We start from the raw sequence: 18,173 nt of genomic DNA, 5'->3' as shown, positions 1-18,173 counted from the left end.
CCGCGGAGCGGCCGCTCTCCGAGACGAGCGGAGCCGCAGAATCGAACCGCGAGCGCCGGTGTCGGCGATCGCGGCGGACGGGTCGGCGCCTTACAGGCGACCGACGTTCTCGACCGTGACGGACTCGACGTCCTCGACCTGCGAGAACGCCTCTTCGACGGCCTCGGTGCCGCCCGCGCCGTCGGGGACGATGACGGTCGGGAGGAGCGCGACCAGCCCGAACGCGACGTCGTCGCGCTCGAAGCCGCGGATCTTCGCGCCCTCGGGGAGCTCCTCCTCCAGCCGGTCCTGGAGGTCGTCGAGGTCGACTTCGGGGCTGTTCGGCATGACCTTGATCTTGGCGGCGACGTCGCCCATCTTACGGCCCCCGGAACCCGCAGTCGTGGCACTCGTAGAGGTTGCTCTGCTTCCGGCACTTGGCGCACCGGTAGATGGTGGCGCCGCAGTCCGGACAGGAGAACTGCGCGGCGTTCATGCCGGACACCTGAATTCCACAGGAGACGCACTGCGGAGTCGATTGAGAGTCGCTCTGGCTCATACACGTACCTACCGACGGCGACTTTTAACCGTTGTTCTTTTCGCCGGAACGGACCGTGCGGACCGGTACCGTCCCGCTCGACGGAGCGCGGGGGCGGCGGGTCGCGGGGACCGAACCCGGCCGTCACCCGACGATCAGCGGGCCGATGAGGACGCCCATCAGGTGGACACGCCGGGCGCCGACCCGCGGCGGGACAAGTCCGAGCGCGCCGGCGACGAGGAGAACGCCGACGCCGTACGCCCCGGCGAACGCGTACGAGACGACGGCGAGGAGTCCCAACACGCCGATCGAGAGCCGGGTGTAGTCGGCGTTGCCGACGATCCGGAGGTACGGGTCGCCGACGAGTACGACGAGCGCGAACCCGAAGCACGCGGCGGTCGCGGCGGCGACGAGCAGCATCGGCAGCGCGAACGGCACGCTGGCCCGATCGATGGCGACGGTCACGCCCGTGCGCGGCGTCCCGAGCGCTACCAGCGCGAACAGCGCGAAGACGGTGTTCGCTGTGTTCGCGCCGCTCGTCGCCACGACGAACCCGCGGTCCGCCGACGCGCGCGGCACCGCGGGCATCGCGGCCACGGCGGCGATGGCGGCCGACACGCCCGGGACGTACCCCACCACCGCGCCGGCGAGCGACCCCGCCCCCGCGCTCGTGCCGAGGTCGCGCGCTCGCATCGCGATCCGCGGGTCCGCCTGCGGCGGGACCCCCTCGCCGCCGAGCGCCTCCACGAGGACCGGGACGCCGAAGAGTCCGGCGAAAAGCGGCGCGAGGACCCCGCCGGTCGACAGCGGCGCGGCGGGGTCGGCGTCGAGCGTCGCGAACCCGAGCGCGGCGCTCGCGAGGAAGGCGACGAGCCCGCCGACCGCCGCCCGCCGCGACGACTCGGTGAGGACGAGCAGCGCGACGACGCCCCCGAGCAGCAGCGGCAGGTGCGCGCGCAGCGCCGGGTACCACCGCACCATCAGCCACGTGACCGGGACCGCCAGCGGCACCGCGAGCGCGACCGCCAGCCCGGAGCCGAGCGCGGAGAGCCGGACCGCCTCCCGACCCCGGCCCGCGATCACCAGCCTGTGGCCGGGCAGCGCCGCCACCGCCGTCGCGGCGTCGGGCACGCCGAGCGCGAGCGCGGGGACGATGTCGAGGAAGGAGTGGACGACGCCCGCGCCGAGCATCGCGACGCCGACGAACAGCGGATCGGCCGGCACCGACGGGGCGAAGCCGGCCAGGAGCAGCGCGAAGTTGTTGGCGTGAAGCCCCGGAACCAGCCCGCTCGCGGTCCCGAGCGCGACGCCGCCGAGCAGGAACGCGAGCGCGCCCGCCGCGAACGTCGGGTCGACCACCGGCCGCACGAGCGCGTCCATCGAGGCGGGATGGCCGCGGCTCCGGGCTTAAAATGTGGGGCGGCGCGACGCGGTGCGTCCGACTCGCTCTCCGAGCGCGCCCGTTACAAACGGTGCCCCTGCCCTCTGGCGGTCCGGACTCAACTACGTCACTCGCTCGGTTTCGGAACCGCGACCGCGTACACCCAGCCGGCGAGCAGGCAGAGTCCGGCGAGGATCCCGAACCACACCGAGAGGGAGCCGCTCGTCGGCGGCAGTTTGAAGAACAGCGCGAACAGCGTGAACTGGACACTCGTCGCGAGCAGGAGGGTGGTGAGTCGCTCCATCGGCGTCGCCCTGCCGAGGGGGCGAAAATAAAACCGGCGATGGGACTGGTGAGTCGATCCCGTCGGGAGAACCAGCGACGACTCGAACCGAACGCTTACGCGTTCTGCGCGGCCTGCGACTTCTTCTGGGTGACGTAGCCGGCGATCCGGTTGCGGACGCCCTTCGACTCGACGGTCGTCAGCGCCGTGACGCTCTCCTTGTTCGTCTCGAAGTCCGTGTTGAACGAGTCGGGATACCGCTCCAGGAGGGCGTTCCCGAGCTGTTTGATGTACTTGGGTTTGATGGCCATACCGAGCGGTACCGGAGGGGCGAACTAAAAGGGTTCGTTCCGCCGCGAGCGGCCGCGAGCCGGAGTCGCGGCGGGGTTCGTCTCGTCGCGCCCCCTCCGGGTCACTCGTTGCCCGCGCGCTCGCGCCACCCGGTCGCCTCGTCGATCCGCGCGAACGCCTCGCGCTCGGCGGGACCGCCGCAGCGCTCGACCACGTCGGCGAAGTACCGGAGCCTGTCGAGCAGTTCGTCGGTGTCGAACGCCGGCACGTCGAGCCGCGAGGCGGCCACCGTGGCGTCGACGACCGCGCCGAACCCGCGGTTCACCGTCGGCACGCGCTCGCTCACGACCGCCGACTCGACCGGCGACAGCTCCCAGGTCCGTATCGTCGTGTCGCCCTCGCTCTCGGCCGCGACCGCCTCGGCCTCGACTTCGACCCACGCGTCGGCGCTCGGGAGGACCGGGTCGTCGGCCTCGCGGACCGTGAGCGCCGCGTCGACGAACGTCCGCGGGTCGACCGTGAACTGGACCACGCCGCCGCCGCGCTCGCTGAAGTTCCGCCACGTGCGGGTGCGCCCGTAGGTGCGCGCGGTGACCGAATCCTCTGGTTCGTCCGGCGCGTGGAGCCCCAGGGCCGCGACGTTCCACCGGTCGTTCGGGCCCAGCGTCGTCACCACGGACTCGGTGACGCCGCGGAGCGCGACCGGCCAGCCGTCGGGGGCGACGCCGTCCCGACCCCGCCGACCGGCGTCGCTCACGGCGCCACCTCCGCGCCGCGCCGGAGCGCGACGAACAGCGCCGCGCACGTGAGGTCGGCGGTCGTCCCGGGGTTGATCCCCGCCGCGACGAACTCGTCCGCCAGCGACTCTGCGGCGTCGAGGTCGGCGCCGTGGACGGCGTCGGTCGGGACCGCGTCGACGCCGCCGACGCCTCCCGGCCCCGCCGAGTCGACGCCGAGTAGCGCCGCCGCCCGCCCGCTCGCCTCGCGCGCCGTCGCCGCTCCTTGCGTCGACGCGACGAGCGTGTCCGGCTCGGCGGCGAGCAGCCCCAGGAACGCCCGCGCCGCCCGGTCCGCGAGCGGCCCCTCGTCGCTCAGGATCCACTCGGCCGCGCGGAACGTCCGGGGGAACCCCTCGGCCCACTCGGCGGCGTTGCGGTCGGGGACGCGGTCGGCGGCCCCATCGCCGTCGCCGGCGCCGCCCGTCGGGTCGGCCGAGAGCGCCAGCACGTCCCGCAGGGTCGCGCCGCGGTCGCGGATCGCGGGCTCCGCGTCGCTCCCGCGGCGCACGTCGAGGTCGTCCGCGCCCGGCGGCGGGTCGTCGACCGCGACGTCGACGACCTCGAACGCGCGGTAGAAGGCGACCGCGTCCTCGACCGTCGTCGCCCGACAGAGCGCGTCGAGGCCGGCGGGCGAGAGGTCCCGGTCCGGGTCGGCGGCCGCCCGAACCAGCGGGACCAGGAGCAGCAGACAGCCGAACTGGGTGTTCGTCCCGGCGCGGTCGGCCATCCCCCGGACGGCGCGCTCGAAGGCGTCGCCGACCGCGGGGCCCGCGCCCCCGGCGGTCCCCCTCGCGGCCCGTTCGAGCCCCGGACGCGCGCCGACGGCGCCGCCGAGGAACGCCTCGAACCGCAGGTCGTCGAGGTCGCGGCGCCGGTCGACGTTCCCGGGCTTCGGCGTGCCGGCCACCTCGACGAGGAGCGCGAGCGTCGCGTCGTCGACGGGGTCGGTCACGGCGACGCCTCCGGCCCGGGCTCAGGCCCGCGGGCCTCGCGCGGGAGCCCCCCGCTCCGCCACGCCTCGACGGCGTCCGCCACGCGCGCGAGGACCGGCGGGTCCTCCGTCGGGCGCCCGACGCTCACCGCGTCGGCGCCGTGTCCCGCGTACTCGGCCACCGTCTCCCGGCCGCGGACGCCGTTGTTGGCGACGAGCGTCAGGTCGGCGAGCGCGCTCCCGTCGCCGCGCGCCGCCGCGTCGACCGCGGCCGCCAGGTCCGCGATCACCGCCTCCGAGTCCATCGCGTCGACGTGGAGCCAGTCCGCGCCCGCGGCCGCGACCCGCTCTGCGACCGCGACGAGGCCGACGCCCGGCACCTCGGCGCGGACCTTCACGCTCGTCGTCGCGCCCGTCTCGGCCGCGGCGGCGACGTACCGCGCGAGGCGGTCCGGCTCGCGGAGCAGCGACTCGCCGCAGCCGACCGCGCGCAGCTCCGGCTGCCGGCAGTGGGCGTTCACCTCGCAGACGGCGCCGCGGTCGGCGCAGATCCTCGCGACCTCCCGGACCGGTCCCGGAGTCGCGCTCCGGACGTTGATCCCGGGGCGGACCGGCGCGTCGGCGACCGCGTCGAGCTGGTCGGCGACGAACGCGACCGGGTCGGCGGGGAGGAACTCGGAGCGGCCGCGCGCGACGAGGTCGCGGGCGGCCGCCCGGCTGGCCGGGTCGAGCGCGACCCCGCCGAGGAGCGCGGCGTCGACGTGCTCGGCCGCGGCCCGGGCCCACGCGGCGTCGGCGGCGCCGCTGAGGCTCGCGGCGACGAGGAACGGGGCCTCGCTCTCGCCGACGGGCGCGTCGCCGTCGTCGCCCTCGCGGGACGCCTCCCGCTCGCTCCCGCTCCGGGTCACTCGGCGCCCTCCCGCGGCGGCGACGCGTCCGCCGCGTCGTCGTCGACCGCCGCCAGCGCGCGCTCGCAGGCGCGGGCGATGCGCTCGGCGTCGTCCGCGTCGTCGATTTCGGTGTCGGTGCGCTCGACATGCCGGTCGAGTTCGGTCGGATCCGCGTCGTCGAGGACGAACGCGTCCGCGAACGGGTACGCAGCGGCCACGCCCGCGGTCGAGGGGTCGCGGCCGACGCCGGCCATCAGGTCCGCCGCGGGCCCGGAGAACACCTCGTCGCCGACGAACGGCGAGACGGCGACGACGGGCGTCTCCCGGAGCGCGCGCTCGAACCCGGGCAGCGCCAGCATCGGCCCGATGCTCGTCACCGGGTTCGAGGGGCCGATCACGACCGGGTCGTCGAGCGCCGCCAGCACGGCGTCGGTCGGCTCGGCGTCGTCCGCCCCCCGGAACTCCACGTCGGCGACCGCTGGCTCGCCGCGCCGCGCGACCCAGTACTCCTGGAAGTGGAGCGTCTCGCCGGCCTCGGTGTGGACCAGCGTCGCGACCGGGTCGTCGGACATCGGGAGGAGGTCGACGTCGAGGCCGAAGGCGTCCGCGAGCGTCCGGACCGCGGCCGTGAGCGTGTGCCCCTCGTCGAGCAGGCCCGTCCGCGTGAGGTGGACCGCGCGGTCGCGGTCGCCGATCTCCATGAACTCGGCGACCGCCGAGAACCGCCGCCACCGGGCGATCTCCCGGCCCGCGGTCTGCGCGTCGGCGTCGAGGTACCGTGGGCCCGCTTCGAGTCCGGCCGCCTCGGCGAGCCGGCCGAGCTCCGCGTGGGTCGCGGTCGTGTCGCCGCCGATCCCCCACCACGTCTCGCGGTCGAGGACGCCGCCGCCCGCGAACAGCACGGTGTCGACGTCCGGGCAGACGAGGTGGCCGCCCAGCTCGACGTCGTCGCCGGTGTTGGCGACGACCGCCGTCTCGGCGGGCTCCCACACCCGGGCCGCGCCGTCGAGGAGCTTCGGCGTGCCCGTTCCCCCGGCGAGGAAGGTTACCATACCGGCGCAAGGCGACGCCCGGATTTGTATCCTCGCCTCGCGGCGGCCCCGACGGCCAAACAACTATTCGCGTGGGGACGGTGGGACACGACGATGAGTGCCGGTGAGCGCGCGCCAGCCGCCGAACTCGGGCTGCTGGACGCGACGATGATCGGGATGGGGGCAATGATCGGCGCCGGGATATTCGTGTTGACCGGGCTCGCGGCGGAGATCGCCGGGCCAGCCGCGATCCTCGTCTTCGTGTTCAACGGGATCGTCACGGCGTTCACGGGGCTCTCGTACGCCGAGCTCGCCGCCTCGATCCCGAAGTCCGGCGGGGGGTACGCCTTCGTCCGCGAGACGTTCGACGACCTCCCCTCGTTCCTGATGGGGTGGATGCTCTGGTTCGCGTACATGATCGCGGGCGGACTCTACGCGCTCGGGTTCGCGCCGAACTTTCTGGAGCTGCTCCACGTCTACGGGTTCGCGGCCGCCCCGGGACAGGTCGGCGCGGTCGCCGTGCCGCTCCTCCCGGTGTCGGTTCCGGCCGCGGTCGGGCTCGCGCTCGTCGCGGTCGCGCTCCTCGTGACCGTCAACGCCCTCTCGACGGCCGCGAGCGGCAGCGCGGAGACGCTGTTCACGGCCGTCAAGGTCGCTATCCTCGTGGTCTTCGTCGTCTTCGGGTTCCTCTCGGCCGGCGGCGGCGGGGAGACGAGCTTCACCTTCCAGCAGTTCGACCCGCTGTTCCCCGCCGGGAACTCCGCGTTCTCGATCCTCCCGGCGATGGGCCTGACGTTCATCGCCTTCGAGGGGTACGACCTCATCACGACCGTCACCGAGGAGGTCGAGAACCCGCGCGAGAACATCCCGCGAGCGATCTTCTACAGCCTCGGGGCGACCGTGCTCGTCTACGCGCTGGTGGTCGTCGTCGCCATCGGCACCCTCGGCGCACAGGGGCTCGCCGACGCCGGCGAGGCGGGGATCGCGCAGGCCGCCACCTCGTTCATGCCGACGGGGCTCCCGATCATCCGGAACGGCGGCGCGCTCATCGTCTTCGGCGCGGTCTTCTCGACGCTGACGGCGCTGAACGCGGTCGTCATCGCCTCCTCGCGGGTCGCCTTCTCGATGGGGCGGGAGGGGCAGCTGCTCCCGCGGATCGGTCGCATCCACCACCGGTACGGAACCCCGTTCTTCGCGATCCTCCTCAGCGCGGTCGTGATGCTCGGGTCCGTCGTCCTGCCGACCGAGAGCGTCGGCAACGTCTCCAGCCTCTTCTTCCTGCTCTCGTTCATCGTCGTCAACGCGGCCGTGATCAAGCTCCGCCGCGACCGCCCGAACATGCGCCGCCCGTACGAGATGCCGTACTACCCCATCCCGGCGGTGCTCGGGATCGCGTTGAACCTCCTGCTCACCGGCGTCCTCGTGGTGTACCTCGTCCGGACCGACCCCCTCGCGCTGGCGCTGAGCGTCGGCTGGATCCTCGCGGGCGTCGCCGCGTACTACGCCCTGCGCGGCCGCGGCGAGGGCGCGGCGCCGGCGAGCACGGACAGTTCTAATGCAGAGGCCGGCGACGGCTGACCCATGGACGGGAACTTCCGGATCGTGATCGCCGGCGGCGGCCGCGTCGGGAACCGGGTCGCCCACATCCTCGACGACAGGGGCCACGACGTTACCGTCGTCGAGCGGGACCCAGAGCGGGCGGAGGCGCTCTCGGACGACTACGTCGCCACGGTGATCGAGGGCGACGCCACGCGCCCGGGCGTCCTCGAACAGGCGGGGTTAGAGCGCGCCGACGTGGTCGCCGCGCTGACGAGTCAGACCGGGACGAACCTGGCGGTCTGCCTGCTGACCCGCGAACTCGCCCCCGACACGCAGACGGTCGTCCGCACCGAGAGCGAGCCGGGCGCGGAGTTCGACCGGTTCGTCGACGAGGTGATATTCCCGGAGCGCGCCGGCGCGCGCGCCGCGGTGAACGCGATCGAACCCGACGTGAGCACGCTCGAAGACGTCACCGGGACGCTCGACATCCTGGAGGTCCACGTCGCCGACGGCGCGCCCGTCGCCGGGCGCTCGCTCGACGAGGTGGCGCTGCCCCGCGGGAGCCTGATCGTCTCCGACGCCGCCGGCGACACCCTCGCGGGTCCGGAGACGGTGCTTCACGCGGGGGAGTCGTACCTCGTCGCCGTCGAGCCATCCGTCGTCGACGAGGTGCTGAACCTCTTCCGCGGGTAGGCGCCGGCGGGCCGAGCCGGTGAGCCGCGCCGGGCGGCGACCGACCCGCCCGCCTCACTCGCCGAGCGCGACGCTCGTCTGCATCCCTTCGGTGTTGAACGCGCTCCCGGCGGCGTCGGCGCCGGTCGCCGTCGGGTCGAGGACGATGACGCCCGCGCCCGAGCCGGTGACCGCCTCGAACTCCGCGATCGCGCGGTCGGCGGCGGCCTGCGCGCCGAGCCCCTCGTCGAGGAGGTCGACCGCGCGCCGCGAGAGCGTGACGCGCGCGATGTCCTCGCCGGCGCCGGTCGCGCTCGCCCCGCCGGCCTCGGTACAGAAGAAGCCCGAGCCGACCTGCGGCACGTCGCCGACGCGCCCCGCGAGCGCGAACGACCGCCCGCCGGTCGAGGTGACCGCGGCGACGCGCTCGCCGTCGGTCGCGACGGCGCCGACGGTGTCGTGATCGGGGGCGCGCCCCGACTCGGTCGCTCCCGCTTCCTCGCCGCCTCTCTCCGCCGCCTTCCCGCGGTCGCCCTCGCCGTCTCCCGCCCCGCCCGCCTGGTCGTCGCCCGACCCGAACCGCGAGTCGAGCCAGTCGAGGTGGTCGCGCGGCGACCCCCGCGGCGGGTCCTCGGCCTCGTACCGCTCGCGCGTCTCGTCGGTGAGCAGGTCGGCATCGGTCTCGATCCCGAAGTCGGCCGCGAGGTCGACGGCGTGCTCGCCCGAGACGAAGCCGTGCGGCGTCTCGGAGTGGACGACGCGGGCGACGCTCGCGGCGTGCTCGACGCCCGGCATCGAGCAGGCCGCGCCGACCTCGCGGTCCGCGGTCATCACGCCCGCGTCGGTGCGGACGACGCCGTCGGACTGGACGGCGCCGCCGACGCCGGCGTTGAACCGCGGGTCCGATTCGAGGACGCCGACCGCCGACTCGACCGCGTCGAGCGGCGTCGCGCCCGCGGCGCCGCGCGCGGCCGCCTCGTCGAGGACCGCCTGTCTGGGCTCCGGGTCGTCCGGGGCGCCGCCGGCGCCGCCGTGAACGATGACTCGCATACCGGTGGCACCCGCGGCGGCCACATAAGCGCCCGGAAGGCGGCGGCCCGCTCGGGCGTTCGCACGCGCACCGCGGACCGGGAGGCCGAGGCCGACGGGCGCGGGACGCGCTCGCGCCCGACCCCGTGACCGCCGGCGTTTACTCCCCGCCGCCCGAAGCGACCGACGTGACCGATTCGGACCCGACCGCGGGGCCGGAGCGTCCGACGCCGGTGTCGGTCCTGCTCCCGACCGTCCGCTGGACCGAGGCGTGCGACGAGGTGGCGGACCAGCTCCGCGGCCCGGCGGCGTTCGCCGGCGGGGACGGGGGCGGGCGCGGGGGCGACCGCGCCGCCGACGAGCTCCTCGTGATCTGCGACTCGCCGGACGACCCCGTCGCGGCGCGCCGCGGCGACCTCCCGGACCGCGTCCGGGTCCTCGTCGCCGGCGAGCCGGAGGGGTGCTCCGGGAAGGCGAACGCCATCGCGGCCGGGATGGAGGCGGCGGCGAACGACCGGATCGCGTGGACCGACGACGACTTCCGGCACCCGCCGGACTGGCTGGCGACGCTCGACGCCGACTACGAGCGGCGCGGACCGACCACGGAGGTGCCGGTGTTCGTCGGCGATGACCCGCTCGGTCGGCTGTTCGAGCCCGCGTACGTCATCGGCGGAACGCTCGCGGTGTTCGCGGCCGGCGTCGCGTGGGGCGGCGCGGTGATCTTCGAGCGCGACGACCTCCGCGACGGCGAGGCGGCGTTCCTCCGGGACCTCCGGCGGACCGTCAGCGACGACGGGACGCTCACGGCGCACCTCGACGTGTCGGCGGTCGACCGAACGCGGTACGTCCGCGCCGGCGGGTCGCTCCGGGGCTCGCTGGAGCGGTTCGTCCGCTTCCTGACGATCACCCGCTACCACGCGCCGAGGGCGACCGCGTTCAACGCGGCTTTCGGCGTCGCGATGGCCGCGCTCTGCCTGTTTGCGCCGTTCATTGGGGTAGGGGTCGTCACCGCGCTCGCGGGGGCCGCGTACGCCCGCTTCGGAATCGCTCGCGCGACGTTCCTGCTCGCGGCGCCCGGCGTGCTGATCGCGCCGCCGCTGATGGCGTACGCGTTCGCCCGGCGGACCTTCGTATGGGGCGGTCGCCGCTACCGGTGGCGGTCGCTGTTCGACGTCGAGGTCGAGCCGGTCTGACCCCCGAACGGCCGCGGGGCGCCGGCAGAACGCCGCGCGCGGCGCCGTGAGCGAAAACCGGCAAACGCTGCGAGCGCGACGCTCACGCCGAAAACGGCAGGCACTTTAGGGGGGCACAAAAATCCTCGAACGTTCATGAGCTACGACAAGGTCGACGTCCCCGACGACGGCGAAGCCATCACGCTCGCCGACGAGGAGACCGGCGAGCTGAACGTTCCCTCGAACCCGATCATCCCGATCATTCACGGTGACGGGATCGGCACCGACGTCGGACCGGCCGCACAGCAGGTGCTCGACGCCGCCGCCGAGGCGACGGGCCGCTCCATCGCCTGGATGCGCGTCTACGCCGGCGCCAGCGCCCGCGAGAAGTACGACGAGAACCTCCCCGAGGACACCGTCTCGGCCATCCGCGACCACCGCGTCGCGATCAAGGGCCCGCTGACGACCCCCGTCGGCGCCGGGTTCCGCTCGCTGAACGTCGCGCTTCGCCAGACGCTCGACCTGTACGCGAACGTCCGTCCCACCTATCACCTCGAAGGCGTCCCGTCGCCCGTCAAGAGCCCCGAGAAGATGGACATGGTCACGTTCCGCGAGAACACCGAGGACGTGTACGCCGGCGTCGAGTGGGAGGCCGGCACCGACGAGGTCGAGGAGGTACGCGACTTCCTCGAAGACGACATGGACATCGCGGACGTCATCCACGACGGCCCGGTCGGCATCGGCGTCAAGCCCATCTCCGAGTTCGGCTCGAAGCGCCTCGTCCGCGAGGCCATCGACTACGCGCTCGCCAACGACCGCGACTCGGTCACCCTCGTCCACAAGGGGAACATCATGAAGTTCACCGAGGGCGCCTTCCGCGACTGGGGCTACGAGGTCGCCGAGGAGGAGTACGGCGACGACGTGATCACCGAGGACGAGCTGTGGGAGGACCACGACGGCGAGCAGCCCGAGGGCACCCTCGTCGTCAAGGACCGCATCGCGGACAACATGCTCCAGCAGCTCCTGACCCGCACCGAGGAGTACGGGGTCATCGCGACGATGAACCTCAACGGCGACTACATGTCCGACGCCGCCGGCGCGCAGATCGGCGGCCTCGGCATCGCGCCCGGCGCCAACTTCGGCCACGGCCGCTGTCTCGCCGAGCCCGTCCACGGCTCCGCGCCCAAGTACGCCGGCGAGGACAAGGTGAACCCCACCGCGATGATCCTCTCCGGCCGCGAGATGCTCGATTACCTCGGCTGGTCCGACGCCGCCGACCTCGTGCGCGACGCCGTCGAGGAGACCATCGCCTCCGGGAAGGTCACGTACGACCTCCACCGGCAGATCGAGGGCGGCGAGAAGCTCGCCACCAGCGAGTTCGCCGACGCCGTCGTCGACAAGATCGACGAGCTGGCGTAGGCCGGTTCGGCGTCGTCGACCTCGCGGCCGACGACTCCCGTTTTCTATCTCTCTCTGCCCGCGAGCGTGAGCGGCGTCTTTACTTATAAACGGCTGTTGTCGATGGATCGCCGGCGAACACCGCCAAAGCCCCGGCCGGGAGGCGGGCGCACGCTCGCTGCGGTCCTCACTCGGTCGCTCACTGCGTGCTCCCTCGTTGCGGTCCTTACCTCGCCTGCGCCCGCCTCCCGGCTGCCCCTTTGAGTCCCACCCTGTACAGCACCGCACCGCAGGCCTCCCCAGCCTCGTCGGTGGTCCGTCGCTCCGCTCCGGACCACCGACTCCCTCGCGGGCGGGCTCGCGGCCGCTCGCAGGCGCGCCGCCGCGGATTCATCTATCAATCGCCGCCGCGTCGCCCGCCTACCCCAACCGCTCGTCGAGGATGAGCCGCGTCTTCGTCGACTTGACCTCGTCCATCTCCCGGGCCTTCGTGATCAGTTCGTTGACCGCGCGCGTGTCGACCGCGTCGACGACGAGGACGACGTCCTCCTCGCCCGACACCTGCCAGACGAAGTCGACCTCCTCCCACTCGACCATCCGCTGGCCGACCGCGTCGGTGTTGACGTTCATCTCCACCGATATCTCGATCATCGCCTTCACGTTCCCGGTGCGGGTCGTGACGGTGAACCGCTCGATCACGCCCTCCTCGGTCATGCGGTCGACGCGGTTGCGCACGGTGCCCTCAGAGGTCCCCACCCGGTCCGCGATCTCCGTGTACGGGGTCCGCGCGTCCCGTCGCAGGATCGAGAGGATCCGTCGGTCGAGGTCGTCCATACCACTGCCTTTCTCCCCGTCGCCTTACCCGTTACGAATATCGTAACGAACCTACGAACGACGCATTTATTATCCACTGCGCGTACGTTTCTCGTAATGTCGGACGCCTACATCGCGCTGGCCGACGGACGCGTGCTCGAAGCGCGCGCCCGTGCGCCGGGGCGCACTCGCGGCGAACTGGTGTTCACGACCGCGTACACCGGCTACGAGGAGTCGCTCACCGACCCCTCCTACGCCGAACAGATCCTCACCTTCTCGTACCCCCTCATCGGCAACTACGGCGTCCGAACCGAGCGGTTCGAGTCCGAGTCGGTCCAGCCCCGCGCGGCGATCGCCCGCGAGCTGACCGACGACGTCGCCGACTGGCTCGCCGACGAGGGCGTGCCGGCCGTCGACCACGTCGACACCCGCGAGGTCGTCACCACCGTCCGCGAGGAGGGCGCGATGGCCTGCGGGATCGCCGCCGGCCCGGACGCGACCCCCGAGGACGCGGTCGACGAGATGGAGGCGTGTGAGCCGATGAGCGATCACGTCGACATCGGCGCGCAGGTGTCCGTGACCGAGCCGACCGTCCACGAGGGCGGCGGCGACGTCGACGTCGCGATGCTCGACTGCGGCGCGAAGGGCTCTATCATCTCCTCGCTCACCGACCGCGGCGCGGACGTCCACGTCCTCCCGTACGACGCGACCCCCGAGGACGTGGCCGCCGTCGAGCCCGACGTGCTCTTCGTCTCGAACGGCCCGGGCGACCCGGAGAACTTCGTCGCCGCGCAGGACGTGGTCGACGAGTTCGCGGGCGAGCTCCCCCTCGCGGGCATCTGCCTCGGCCAGCAGGTGATCACGAGCGCGCTCGGCGGCTCGACGGAGAAGATGGCGTTCGGCCACCGCGGCGTCAACCAGCCCGTCAAGGACCTCCGCACCGACAAGGTCGTGATGACCACGCAGAACCACGGCTACACGGTCGACGACACCGGCCCGCTGGAGGTGACGCAGGTGAACGTCAACGACGACACCGTCGAGGGGCTCGACAGCGAGGAGCTCGACGTCATCACCCGCCAGTACCACCCCGAGGCGAACCCCGGCCCGCACGACTCGCTCGGCTTCTTCGACGAGGTGCTGGACCTCGCGTCCTCGTCGCGTCGCGTGGCAGCCGACTGACCCGGCGGTCCGACCCCGTTCTCCGCGGTTCCGACGCCCTCCGCTGACCACACGGAGTACCACCCGGCCGACGCCCGCGACGTTCGTCCCCCCTCGCGCCCGCTCTCCCCTCGCGATCGTTCCTCGTTTCCTCTCGCCTCGTCCTCCGCGCCCGTCACGCTCCTCGCCTCGGACCGGCGACGTTTTCTCCCGTCCCCGCGCACGGTGTCGTATGCCAACCGAGATCCTGCTCACCAACGACGACGGGATCGACGCCGTCGGCCTCCGGGCGCTGGCGGACGCGCTCTCCCGCGACTACGACGTGACGGTCGTCGCGCCCGCGACGAACCAGTCCGGCGTCGGCGGCGCGCGCTCGTGGTGGGACACGACGGTCGACTACACCGAGACCGACCGCGGCTACGCGGTCGAGGGGACCCCCGCGGACTGCGTCGCGGTCGCGGACGTGGCGCTCGAACTCGACCCCGACGTCGTCGTCTCCGGCTGTAACCACGGGCCGAACATCGGCGCGCACATCCTCGGCCAGTCCGGGACGGTCGGCGCCGCGATGGAGGCGTCGTTCCTCGGCACGCCCGCCGTCGCGGTCTCGCTGTACGACCGCGGCAACCTCCCCGTGCCGCCGACGCTCGACAACGGCGACTTCGCCGTCGCCGGATCGGTCGTCGCCGACCTGATCGACCGCGCCGCGGTCGGCAGCGACGGGGGCCTCGAACTCCCGTTCGGCGCCGACGTGCTGAACGTGAACGTCCCGGCCGCCGACGACGAGGCGGCGGAGAACCCGACCTACCGGCTGACCGAGCCCGCGCGCGGCTTCGACGTCATCGAGTTCCGTCCGGGCGAGGAGGGGCCCGAAGAGGAGGACGTCCCGGAAGGGTGGGAGTTCGGCGAGCGCCGCGGCGAGATGGGGATGGAGCTCCGCGACCGCTTCTGGCGGGAGTTCCTGCGGGGGAACGTCCCGGACGACCCCGGTTCGGACCGCCGCGCGGCCGTCGAGGGCGAGGTGAGCATCTCGCCGCTGTCGAGCTCCCGGTCCGTCGCGGGCGAGCGGACGGGAGAGCTCGTCGACCCCGCTCCGGGCGCCGAGACGGGCGCCGACTGACCGGTCGCGCCGCTCGGGCGAGAGGCCGACGCGGCAGAAACGGACGACTCCCCGACCTCAGCGCCGCGGGCGTCGACGCCCGCTGCCGGCGAACTCCGCCGCGAGGCGCCCGAGGTACCACACGACCACGAGGCCGAGGCCGAACCCGCCCCCGGCGGCCGCCAGCAGCTCGACCGGCGTAGGGTCCAACTGGAGGGCGATAAGCGGCGGCGTGGCCGTGACGATCGCGAGCAGCACGAGCCTGATCTTCCGGTTGCCGGCGTCTCGCTCCGCCTCGGAGATTGGTCCTACCACCGCGATCCCCCCCGCGTTCCGACGGCGACCGACGCGACGCTCATGCGCCACCCACGCTCCCGGCGACTATCAAGGCGACGAACCCGTTCGGTCCGTCGGCGCGACGCCCGGTCGACGCGGCGACCGACCACGCCGATCGGACCCGATCGGTAAAAAGCGTCTCGACCGTTCACGCCGGTCGCGGACCGTCGCGGGCGTGAACGGTCTGGACCGTTTAAGCCCGTCCGACCGCTGGTGTCGAGCGCCCCTACCCGCTCCCGGGCCGCCACCGGCGCCCGCCGCCCCGGCGGTCACTCGGGATCCGCCCCTCCCCGCCGTTTCGCGGCGTTTTTGACCCGACCCCGACAAGCGACGCCCATGGACGACGAACTCCGCGAGCGCGTCGCGGCGGCCGGCGAGGCCGCGGCGCTCTACAACGCGCTCAAGCACGGCAGCGACCCGGACGTGGGCGCGATCATGGGCCCGATCATGGGCGAGAACCCCGAGTTCCGCCCGCACGGCGACGAGATACCGGGCGTCCTCGCGCCGGTCGTCGACGAGGTCGGCGAGATGGACGAGGCGGCGCGCCGGGAGCGGCTCGGCGAGCTCGCCCCCGAGAAGCTCGCGGAGTTAGAGGCGGACGAGGAGGAGGACGAGCACGTCCTCCCCGACCTCCTGAACGCCGAGGACGGCGAGGTCGTGATGCGCGCCGCGCCGAACCCGAACGGCCCGTGGCACGTCGGTCACGCGCGGATGCCCGCCGTCATCGGGACGTACAAGGAGCGTTACGACGGCGACTTCATCTGCCGGTTCGACGACACCGACCCGGAGACGAAGCGCCCCGACCTCGACGCGTACGACGCCATCCTCGACGACATCGAGTACCTCGGCTTCGAGCCGGACCGCGTGCTCCGCGCGTCCGACCGGCTGAAGACGTACTACGACCACGCCCGCGACCTGATCGACGCCGGCGGCGCCTACACCTGCTCGTGCTCCGGCGACGACTTCTCGGAACTGAAGAACGCCGGCGAGGCGTGTCCGCACCGCGAGAAGGACGCCGAGACGGTTCACGAGGAGTTCGACGCCATGGTCGACGGCGAGTACGGCTCCGGCGACATGGTGCTCCGCGTGAAGACCGACATCGGGCACAAGAACCCCGCGCTCCGCGATTGGGTCGCCTTCCGGATGATCGACACGCCGCACCCGCGCGAGGCGGCCAGCGACTACCGCTGCTGGCCCATGCTCGACTTCCAGTCCGGCGTCGACGACCACCTCACGGGCGTCACCCACATCATCCGCGGCATCGACCTCCAGGACTCCGCGAAGCGCCAGCGGTTCGTCTACGACTACTTCGGCTGGGAGTACCCCGAGGTGCTCCACTGGGGCCACGTCCAGGTCGACGAGTACGACGTGAAGCTGTCCACGTCGACGATCAAAGAACTCATCGCGGACGGCGAACTGACGGGCTGGGACGACCCGCGCGCCCCGACCATCCGGTCGATGCGCCGCCGCGGGATCCAGGGCCAGGCGCTCGTCGACTCGATGACGGAGCTCGGCATGTCCACCTCCGACGTCGACCTCGCGATGTCCTCCGTCTACGCGAACAACCGCGACCTGGTCGACGACGCGGCGAACCGCTACTTCTTCGTCCGCGACCGCGAGGACGCGCCCGCGGTCGAGCTCCCGGTCGTCGACGGCGACGCGCCCGCGCCCGACGCCGGACGCCCGCCGCTCCACCCCGACCACCCGGACCGCGGCGACCGCGAGGTGCCCGCCGGGCGGGTCGTCGTCGAGTCCCCGGACCTCCCGAGCGAGGGCGAGCGCGTCTGGCTGAAGGGGTACGGCTGCGTCCGCTACGAGGGCGACGAACTGGCCTTCCTCGACGCCGACATCGACGTCGTCCGCGAGGGCGACGTGGACGTGATCCACTGGGCGCCGGCCGACGAGGGCCTCGACACGCTCCTCCGCACGGTCGACGGCGACGTTCGAGGCGTCGCAGAGCCCGCCCTCACCGACGTCGACCCCGACACAGTCGTCCAGTTCGTGCGCGTCGGCTTCGCCCGGATCGACGCGTTCGAGCCCGCGGCGACCGACGAGGACGACGGCCCGGACGGCACCGAGGACGCGCTGGCGTACTACGCGCACCCGTAGGTCGCGGAGCCCTGACCGCGGGACCGCCTCCCGAATCCCTTCGTCGGGGAGTTTAAACCCGCGAGCGGCGAAGCGAGGGCAACGATGGCTATCGACTCGAACTTCGAAGTGAACCGCGAGCGGGTCGGCGAGGAGGACGGCGTCGCCGTGTGGGGCCCCGTCGAACCGCCGGAGAAGCAGGGGATCCGCGGCACTCACGTCGCCGTCGACTTCGACATCTGTCTCGCGGACGGCGCGTGTCTGGAGGACTGCCCGGTCGACGTGTTCGAGTGGGTCGACACGCCTGGTCACCCCGAGTCCGAGCGGAAGGCGAACCCCGCCGACGAGGACCAGTGTATCGACTGTATGCTCTGCGTCGACGTCTGTCCCGTGGACGCCATCGACGTCGACCCCGGGCGCGAGAACCGGATCTAATCGGTCGGTGTCGGCGGTGATGGCACGGTGAGTTGCTCGCGTCTCGCTCGCTCACTTACTTTCCGGTCGACGGCAAACGCCGCCAAAGCCCCAGCCGCTCGGCCATACGTCGGTGAATACTAATCGACGGCGAACACCGCCAAAGCCCCAGCCGTGAGGCCGCCGTACGCTCGCTGTGCGCTACACTCGGTCGCTCACTCCGTGCTCCCTCGTTTCAGTGCTTGCGTCGTCATCAGAACGCGAAGCGTTCTGATTGGCTCACGAGAGCTTTGCTCTCGTGAACGCCTACGGCGGCCTCACGGCTGCCCCTTTGAGTCCCACCCCGCACCGTGAC

At 72.8% G+C, this 18,173-nt stretch carries 20 protein-coding genes; 8 read left to right on the top strand and 12 right to left on the bottom strand.

Translation table 11 applies throughout. The features are described 5' to 3' along the window. Positions 1-90: 90 nt before the first annotated feature. The 9 genes from EXE50_RS11890 to cofD all read right to left on the bottom strand — a co-directional run bounded on the left by EXE50_RS11890 (position 91) and on the right by cofD (position 6,124). Complete coding sequence (locus tag EXE50_RS11890; protein WP_053770573.1) at positions 91-357, bottom strand: elongation factor 1-beta; 267 nt, start codon at positions 355-357, stop codon at positions 91-93. Position 358: 1 nt separating this feature from the next. After that, complete coding sequence (locus EXE50_RS11885; protein WP_053770574.1) at positions 359-538, bottom strand: HVO_2753 family zinc finger protein; 180 nt, start codon at positions 536-538, stop codon at positions 359-361. A gap of 123 nt (positions 539-661) precedes the next feature. Then, complete coding sequence (locus EXE50_RS11880; protein ID WP_137705177.1) at positions 662-1,897, bottom strand: tripartite tricarboxylate transporter permease; 1,236 nt, start codon at positions 1,895-1,897, stop codon at positions 662-664. A gap of 128 nt (positions 1,898-2,025) precedes the next feature. Further along, on the bottom strand, positions 2,026-2,202 hold the full coding sequence (locus tag EXE50_RS17195) for a hypothetical protein (RefSeq protein WP_158293538.1): 177 nt from the start codon (positions 2,200-2,202) through the stop codon (positions 2,026-2,028). Positions 2,203-2,297: 95 nt separating this feature from the next. Beyond that, positions 2,298-2,492, bottom strand: a complete 195-nt coding sequence (locus tag EXE50_RS11875; protein ID WP_053770576.1) for a 30S ribosomal protein S17e — start codon at positions 2,490-2,492, stop codon at positions 2,298-2,300. A 101-nt stretch (positions 2,493-2,593) separates the two neighbouring features. Continuing rightward, complete coding sequence (locus tag EXE50_RS11870) at positions 2,594-3,229, bottom strand: DUF447 domain-containing protein (protein ID WP_137705176.1); 636 nt, start codon at positions 3,227-3,229, stop codon at positions 2,594-2,596. Beyond that, positions 3,226-4,203 (bottom strand): triphosphoribosyl-dephospho-CoA synthase, encoded by a 978-nt coding sequence (locus EXE50_RS11865; RefSeq protein WP_137705175.1) that lies wholly within the window; start codon positions 4,201-4,203, stop codon positions 3,226-3,228. The genes EXE50_RS11870 and EXE50_RS11865 overlap by 4 nt, the downstream gene beginning before the upstream one ends. Continuing rightward, positions 4,200-5,090: a tRNA-dihydrouridine synthase gene (locus EXE50_RS11860; RefSeq protein ID WP_053770579.1), complete on the bottom strand. Its 891-nt coding sequence runs from the start codon at positions 5,088-5,090 to the stop codon at positions 4,200-4,202. Before EXE50_RS11860 ends, EXE50_RS11865 begins: the two co-directional genes overlap by 4 nt. Continuing rightward, complete coding sequence (gene cofD, locus EXE50_RS11855) at positions 5,087-6,124, bottom strand: 2-phospho-L-lactate transferase (RefSeq protein ID WP_053770580.1); 1,038 nt, start codon at positions 6,122-6,124, stop codon at positions 5,087-5,089. Before cofD ends, EXE50_RS11860 begins: the two co-directional genes overlap by 4 nt. Before the next feature lie 93 nt (positions 6,125-6,217). Between cofD and EXE50_RS11850 the strand changes: the two genes are divergently transcribed. Further along, positions 6,218-7,681 (top strand): APC family permease, encoded by a 1,464-nt coding sequence (locus EXE50_RS11850; RefSeq protein WP_137705174.1) that lies wholly within the window; start codon positions 6,218-6,220, stop codon positions 7,679-7,681. Positions 7,682-7,684: 3 nt separating this feature from the next. After that, positions 7,685-8,335, top strand: coding sequence for a TrkA family potassium uptake protein (locus EXE50_RS11845; RefSeq protein WP_053770582.1), 651 nt, complete (start codon positions 7,685-7,687; stop codon positions 8,333-8,335). Positions 8,336-8,389: 54 nt separating this feature from the next. On the opposite strand, the gene EXE50_RS11840 is transcribed toward EXE50_RS11845, so the two are convergent. Then, positions 8,390-9,364: an isoaspartyl peptidase/L-asparaginase gene (locus tag EXE50_RS11840; RefSeq protein WP_137705173.1), complete on the bottom strand. Its 975-nt coding sequence runs from the start codon at positions 9,362-9,364 to the stop codon at positions 8,390-8,392. Between the two features lie 167 nt (positions 9,365-9,531). Here EXE50_RS11840 and EXE50_RS11835 point away from each other — a divergent pair, with 167 nt between their 5' ends. Together EXE50_RS11835 and icd are read left to right on the top strand one after the other, a co-directional pair. Then, positions 9,532-10,536 (top strand): glycosyltransferase, encoded by a 1,005-nt coding sequence (locus EXE50_RS11835; protein ID WP_137705172.1) that lies wholly within the window; start codon positions 9,532-9,534, stop codon positions 10,534-10,536. A 135-nt stretch (positions 10,537-10,671) separates the two neighbouring features. Continuing rightward, positions 10,672-11,934 (top strand): isocitrate dehydrogenase (NADP(+)), encoded by a 1,263-nt coding sequence (gene icd, locus EXE50_RS11830; RefSeq protein ID WP_053770585.1) that lies wholly within the window; start codon positions 10,672-10,674, stop codon positions 11,932-11,934. A gap of 399 nt (positions 11,935-12,333) precedes the next feature. On the opposite strand, the gene EXE50_RS11825 is transcribed toward icd, so the two are convergent. After that, a complete protein-coding gene (locus EXE50_RS11825) occupies positions 12,334-12,747 on the bottom strand; it encodes an Lrp/AsnC family transcriptional regulator (RefSeq protein WP_053770586.1) in 414 nt (137 codons plus the stop codon). 96 nt (positions 12,748-12,843) lie between these two features. Between EXE50_RS11825 and carA the strand changes: the two genes are divergently transcribed. Together carA and surE are read left to right on the top strand one after the other, a co-directional pair. Continuing rightward, positions 12,844-13,905 (top strand): glutamine-hydrolyzing carbamoyl-phosphate synthase small subunit, encoded by a 1,062-nt coding sequence (gene carA, locus EXE50_RS11820; protein WP_137705171.1) that lies wholly within the window; start codon positions 12,844-12,846, stop codon positions 13,903-13,905. Between the two features lie 211 nt (positions 13,906-14,116). Continuing rightward, a complete protein-coding gene (surE, locus tag EXE50_RS11815; protein WP_053770588.1) occupies positions 14,117-15,001 on the top strand; it encodes a 5'/3'-nucleotidase SurE in 885 nt (294 codons plus the stop codon). Between the two features lie 57 nt (positions 15,002-15,058). Here the strand turns inward: surE and EXE50_RS11810 are convergent, their stop codons facing one another. After that, complete coding sequence (locus tag EXE50_RS11810) at positions 15,059-15,295, bottom strand: hypothetical protein (protein ID WP_082356852.1); 237 nt, start codon at positions 15,293-15,295, stop codon at positions 15,059-15,061. Between the two features lie 357 nt (positions 15,296-15,652). Here EXE50_RS11810 and EXE50_RS11805 point away from each other — a divergent pair, with 357 nt between their 5' ends. Both EXE50_RS11805 and EXE50_RS11800 read left to right on the top strand, forming a co-directional pair. After that, positions 15,653-17,425: a glutamate--tRNA ligase gene (locus EXE50_RS11805; protein WP_137705170.1), complete on the top strand. Its 1,773-nt coding sequence runs from the start codon at positions 15,653-15,655 to the stop codon at positions 17,423-17,425. A gap of 84 nt (positions 17,426-17,509) precedes the next feature. Next, positions 17,510-17,839 (top strand): ferredoxin family protein, encoded by a 330-nt coding sequence (locus EXE50_RS11800; protein ID WP_053770590.1) that lies wholly within the window; start codon positions 17,510-17,512, stop codon positions 17,837-17,839. Positions 17,840-18,173 lie beyond the last annotated feature (334 nt).

The organism is Halorubrum sp. ARQ200, from assembly GCF_005435115.1.
GTDB lineage: Archaea > Halobacteriota > Halobacteria > Halobacteriales > Haloferacaceae > Halorubrum > Halorubrum tropicale.
Note: the sequence above shows the minus strand (reverse complement) of the source record. Positions and strands in the feature narration are given on the sequence as shown.